Annotated in this window: 3 protein-coding genes; all 3 read left to right on the top strand. The window is 25.2% G+C overall.

Translation table 11 applies throughout. The features are described from left to right. Positions 1-21 precede the first annotated feature (21 nt). The 3 genes from BLP75_RS08345 (at position 22) to BLP75_RS08335 (ending at position 5,895) form a co-directional block, all read left to right on the top strand. Entirely contained in the window at positions 22-702 is a 681-nt protein-coding gene (locus BLP75_RS08345; protein ID WP_092722803.1) for an ABC transporter ATP-binding protein, read from the top strand. Next, positions 702-3,224 (top strand): ABC transporter permease, encoded by a 2,523-nt coding sequence (locus BLP75_RS08340; RefSeq protein ID WP_092725230.1) that lies wholly within the window; start codon positions 702-704, stop codon positions 3,222-3,224. Before BLP75_RS08345 ends, BLP75_RS08340 begins: the two co-directional genes overlap by 1 nt. A 790-nt stretch (positions 3,225-4,014) precedes the next feature. Further along, positions 4,015-5,895, top strand: coding sequence for a sensor histidine kinase (locus BLP75_RS08335; protein ID WP_092725229.1), 1,881 nt, complete (start codon positions 4,015-4,017; stop codon positions 5,893-5,895). Positions 5,896-6,000: the final 105 nt, after the last annotated feature.

The raw sequence follows: 6,000 nt of genomic DNA, 5'->3' as shown, positions 1-6,000 counted from the left end.
GATAATTTTTAGGAGGGGAATATGAGTATAGTAAAAGTTAATGATTTAAAAAAATACTATGGGAAAGATGAAAGTTTAGTTAAGGCTTTAGATGGAGTAACATTTGAAGTAAATAAAGGAGAATTTGTTTGTATTGTAGGAACATCAGGAAGTGGAAAAAGTACTTTACTTCATATGATAGGTGGTCTTGATAGACCAACAAAAGGAAATGTAGCTATAAATAATAGTGATATATTTAAATTAAATGATGAGGAGCTTACAATATTTAGAAGAAGAGAAATAGGATTTGTATTTCAACAATTTAATTTAATTCCTATTTTAAATGTTTATGAAAATATAGTATTACCAATAGAACTTGATGGTAACAAAATAGATGAAGAGTATGTAAATACTGTTATAACATCATTAGGGTTAGAAAGTAAGGTCAATAATTTGACTAATAACTTATCAGGAGGACAACAACAAAGAGTAGCAATAGCGAGAGCTTTAGCTACTAAGCCATCAATAATACTAGCTGATGAACCTACTGGTAACTTAGATAGCAAGACTAGTCAAGACGTTATGGGTCTGTTAAAAACTATGAGTCAAAAATTCAATCAAACTATTATAATGATAACTCACAATCAAGAAATTTCACAAATGGCAGATAGAGTTATAAGGATAGAAGACGGGAAGATTTTATCTAAGGTGGTGAGTGAATAATGATTCGAACTAATAATAAGGAAGTTATTAATAGATTATCTAAAAATAGTTTTAAATACAATAAAGGAAGAAATAAGTTTGCAATAGTATCTATAATACTTACAACATTACTTTTTACATCATTTTTTACTATACAAATGAGTATGGTAAAAACAACAGAGTACAATACCATGAGGATGGTTGGTACTACATATCATGGAGGATTTGAAGATTTAACTACAAAAGAGTATGAAAAAATTAAAGATAATAAATTAATAAAGGAAAAAGCTATATTAATACATATAGGACTAGCTGAGAATAAAGAGTTAGCAAAAAGACAAACTGAAATTAACTATGCAGATAAAAACTTTATAGAAAATTGTTTCTATAAACCGTATAAAGGAACTATACCACAAGGTAAAAATGAAATATTAGTAGATGATATAACTCTAGATACATTAAAAATACCCAAGAAGATAAATCAAAAAATAAATTTGAAATACTTTATAAATGATAAAGAATATAATACAGAATTTAAGATAAGTGGTATATACAAAGGAGATAAAGTATCAAGGTCAAGTTTATTATATTTATCTAAGGAATTTATAGACTCAGAGCTTAAAGGAATTGACCAGGAAAAGTCTAAAAAAACTGATAGTGGTACAGGTCTTATATCTTTACAAGTTAATTTTTCGAATTCTTTATTTATACAAAAGAAATTAGATAAAGTTATAACTCAAAGTGGTTTAAATTTAGATGAGATAGAAACAGGAATAAATTGGGCATATTCTAGTACTAATATAGAAGATGAACCTCAATCATTATATGGAATTGTAGGATTTTTAGGTGTTATTATGCTATCTGGGTATTTAATGATATATAATATTTTTTATATATCTATAGTAAAAGATATAAAATTCTATGGGCTTTTAAAAACTATAGGAACTACAAAAAAACAAATAAATAAAATTATTAAAAAACAAGCAATAAAATTATCAATAATAGGAATACCTTTAGGATTAGCTATAGGCTATTTTATAGGTGTAGTGTTAACTCCATTTGTAGTAGGGCAAACAACTATGCAATATACTCAAATTTCAACTAGCCCAATTATATTTATAGGGTCAATCATCTTTTCATTAATAACAGTATTAATAAGTATATATAAGCCAGCTAAAATAGCGTCTAAGGTTTCTCCAATAGAATCTGTAAGATATAGTGGGATAAGTCAAAATACTATAAAAAAAATAAAGAAAAGCTTAAAAGGTGCTAAAATTAAAAATATGGCACTATCAAATGTATTTAGAAATAAGAAAAAAGCTTTTGTAGTTATATCTTCTCTATCTTTAAGTGTAATACTTTTAAATACTGCATATACAGTAGTTTCAGGGTTTGATATGGACAAGTATTTAAGTGGTCTTATAGGAACTGATTTTACAGTTGGAGACACAAGTTTTTATAGATGGAACTATGGTTTACAAGATTATTCAAAAGTTTTAAATGAAGATACTTGTAAAGAAATTGAAGGTTTAAAAGGTATTGATGAGGTTGATAAAATATATTATAAAAGTGTGGAAGCTCCATTAACTGATAAAATGAAAAAAAACCTTGAAATAAAAAAAAGCTCTTTGAACGATGATAAGAAAAAATATATTAATATGACTCTAACTGAGAAAAAAAGTTCAACTGGATGTTATGGAATAGATGAAAGAATATGTTCTTTATTAGAAAGGTTTATAACTAAAGGGAAAATAGACATAGAAAAATTTAAAAGTGGTGATTACGTTATATTAGATAATAATTATGAAGTAGGAAATTGGGTAGATGTTGGAGATAAGGTTGTTATACCCTTTGAAAATGGAAAGAGTAAAGAATATGAAGTTATGGCAAGAGTTGATGCTTTTCCTCTATATTTACGCAAAGGATATTTTGAATCAGTAGGAAATGATATATATTTACCAGTAAAAGAATTTAAAAATATAACTAAAGATGAATCAGTGATGACTGCAATGTTTAATGTTGATAAAAATCAGGTAAATGATGTTAAAACTTTTTTAAATAATAAAATTAAAACAAATCCTACATTAGATTATAGAATGAAGTTAACATATGAAAATGAATTTAATGATATGGTTAATACATATAAAATGATAGGATATGGACTTAGTTTTATAGTAGGGGTAATAGGAATACTAAACTTTATAAATGTAATAATATCAAATATAATATCAAGGCAAAAAGAAATCTCAATGTTAAGAAGTGTTGGAATGACTGAAAAGCAACTTAAAAAGATGGTTGTATTAGAAGGTATATTCTATGCATTGGTAACTATATTTATAGTTTTAATAATAGGAACTCCAATAACTTATAAACTAGTTGATTTGACAGCAGGCGTGATGGACTGCTTTAGCTACAAATTTACAATGATACCTATCATGATATGTTCGCCTATATTATTATTAATATCTTGTATAATACCTACATTTGCTATAACGTATATAAACAAAAACAACATAGTAGAATCTCTAAGGGAAGCGGAATAAACAAAAATAAAATGGAACTAGTTGTAGTGGAAAAAGATGGTATAGCAGTTTTAAATGTAACAAATAAGTAAACAGTGATATATTAGTACTTCAAACATATGAACTGGTATGGATGAATATTTATTAGAACTTTCAAAATACACTCATTTAATATATATTAAATGAGTGTATTTAAAAAAATATATTATAAAATTGGCAATTTTTTTATTTATCCTGCATATATTATATTAAGAATGAAAGTTATTAAAATAAAATTTCATTGAAGATAATAATATATAATTAATTAGGAGGATATATATGGAAAATATGTTGGATTTATTATATTTGGATTATGAAAGCGAGATAGAATATAATTATACACCAGACTATGATGAAGAATAAATGAATTTAATTAATTGATTGATTCAATTTGCAGATAAATGAGGTAAGATAAAAAAGTAAATGTTGCAAAAGGAGAAAAAGAAGTGTCTATAAAAGAACATCATAAATGAAATGAGCTATCTATTAGTATTTAAGATAGCTCATTTTTTTGATAAAATTATATTGTAATATTAAAATATAATAAAAGATTAACAGGAGTATAAATTGTGATTATAATATTTTTTAGAAAGTTATTTTTTAAATAAAATTAATTAAAACAAAGCAAAAAAATCTTTTTATATACTGTATGGTAATTATGATAGCTTTTATTTTTTGTAATATAGAGTAAAATAATTTTACAATTTATTGAAATTTGTTATAAAAACAATTAAAATTATATTATAATTAGAGGGATATATAGGGGGCGATTATGGAACAAAATATATACAGGGCAATGATAGAGGATAGTCCTATGGCTTATATGCATGCAAAACTTGTTAGAGAAACAAGTGGATCATATATAGGACTGATAGTAAGGGATGTAAATAAATCGTTCGAGATATTTTTTGAAGTGAGAAAAAAAGATATTATAAACAAATTAATTGTAAATGATTTGAGCTTACAAGAAAAAAAAGAATGGGGTATGTGCTTTGAAAAAGCAATAAATGAAAAGAAAAATACAGTTGTAAAATATATTGGTAATATAGATCTATATTTAAATATAGAAATTTATAATACAGATGACGATGAATTCCATATCAGATTTAATAAACTCAGCAAACAGTCATTTAAGCTGTCTTCTATACTTAGAAAATCTCCATTTTATGCCTGGATAAAAGATAGAGAGGGCGTGTACTTAGATGTTAATGACAAGTACATGGAATTAATAAATCTATCATATGAAGAAATTATAGGAAAAAAAGATTATGAATTATTTGAAAAGCACATTGCTGATGAATTTGAAAGACAAGATAATAAAATTTTAAAAGAAAATTCATTATATACATGTGAAAACATAAAAATTTTTAACGGTAAAAAAAGATATTTTGAAACTGCTAAATGGCCTTATACAGATGAAGAAAATGAAAGTATTCTAGGGGTAATGGGTATTGCTATAGAAATAACTGACAAAGTAGCATTAAAAGAAAGCATAGAAAAAAATGAAATGACATTTTTAGAAATTGCAAACAATTTAGATGATATAATAGTAATTATGGATCAAAAAAAGATAATATATGTAAGTCCTTCATTTGAAAAAATTTATGGTATAAATCCAGAAGAGATGGGTGTGTATGAGGATATAAATAATTGGTATGAATACTGGGATGAGGTTATTTTTGAAAAAACGCCAAATAAATATAATTCAAAAGAAATATCCATAGATAAATTAAAAGTTATTAAAGATGGAAAAGAAATATGGTTATGGAGTAAGTTTGTACCACTATTTGATGAAAATGGAAATATAATAAAGAAAATAGGGATTGTTAGTGATATAACTAAAAGTAAAAAAATGGCGGAGGAACTTGAAAGTTTAAGAATGGATTTTTTTGCAAACTTATCTCATGAGCTTAGAACACCTATTAATTTAATATTAAGTTCTCTTCAAGTTATAGGTCTTAGGATGGATAAATTAGATGAAGAACATTTTAATTATTTTCATAAATACTTAGATATCATACATCAGAATGGATTAAGAATGCTTAAGCTAGTAAATAATTTGATAGACACAACCAAATTAGAATCAGGTCATTTTAGCTATAACCCTAAAAATGGTGATATTATAAGTTGTATTGAAAATATATGCATGTCTGTTTGTGAATTTGTTGACGATAATAAAATGAATATTGTTTTTGATACAAATGTAGAGGAAAAAATGATTGCTTTTGATCAAGATAATTTAGAGAGAATAATGTTAAATTTAATCTCTAATGCTATAAAATTTAATAAACCAGATGGAATTATAGAAGTTATAATAAATTGTAATGAGAATGTACAGATAATAGTGAAAGATAGTGGAATAGGTATTCCTAGTGATAAATTAGAAAGTATATTTGGCAGATTTGAGCAAGTGAAAAATAAATTTGAAAAGGAACGAGCCGGTAGCGGAATAGGACTATCGTTGGTAAAGTCATTAGTTGAAAAACATAATGGAACTATACATGCAAAAAGTGAAATAGGGAAAGGGAGTGAATTTATAATCAATCTTCCTGATGTATTGATAGAAAATGGAGAGGAAGATATATGCCCTCATATTAATTATTTAAATAATATAGCTAGTATGGAAGTTGAGTTTTCTGATATATATACATAGGTTAGTAGAAAATAGTTATTTAAATTTAAATAACTATTTTTTACGTATAAGGAAATTATGCTTACATTATAATCAACAAACTTAGAGTAAGTAAAAAATCACATT

The sequence above is a fragment of the Romboutsia lituseburensis DSM 797 genome, assembly GCF_900103615.1.
In the GTDB taxonomy this organism is placed as follows: domain Bacteria; phylum Bacillota; class Clostridia; order Peptostreptococcales; family Peptostreptococcaceae; genus Romboutsia_F; species Romboutsia_F lituseburensis.
The sequence above is the reverse complement of the archived record's forward strand: the minus strand, read 5'-3'. Positions and strand labels throughout refer to the sequence as shown.

Bases quoted from the DNA above. Each gene is read 5' to 3' on its own strand.
- BLP75_RS08340 (WP_092725230.1), top strand. From the start codon at position 702: ATGATTCGAACTAATAATAAGGAAGTTATTAATAGATTATCTAAAAAT.
- BLP75_RS08335 (WP_092725229.1), top strand. From the start codon at position 4,015: ATGGAACAAAATATATACAGGGCAATGATAGAGGATAGTCCTATGGCT.
- BLP75_RS08345 (WP_092722803.1), top strand. From the start codon at position 22: ATGAGTATAGTAAAAGTTAATGATTTAAAAAAATACTATGGGAAAGAT.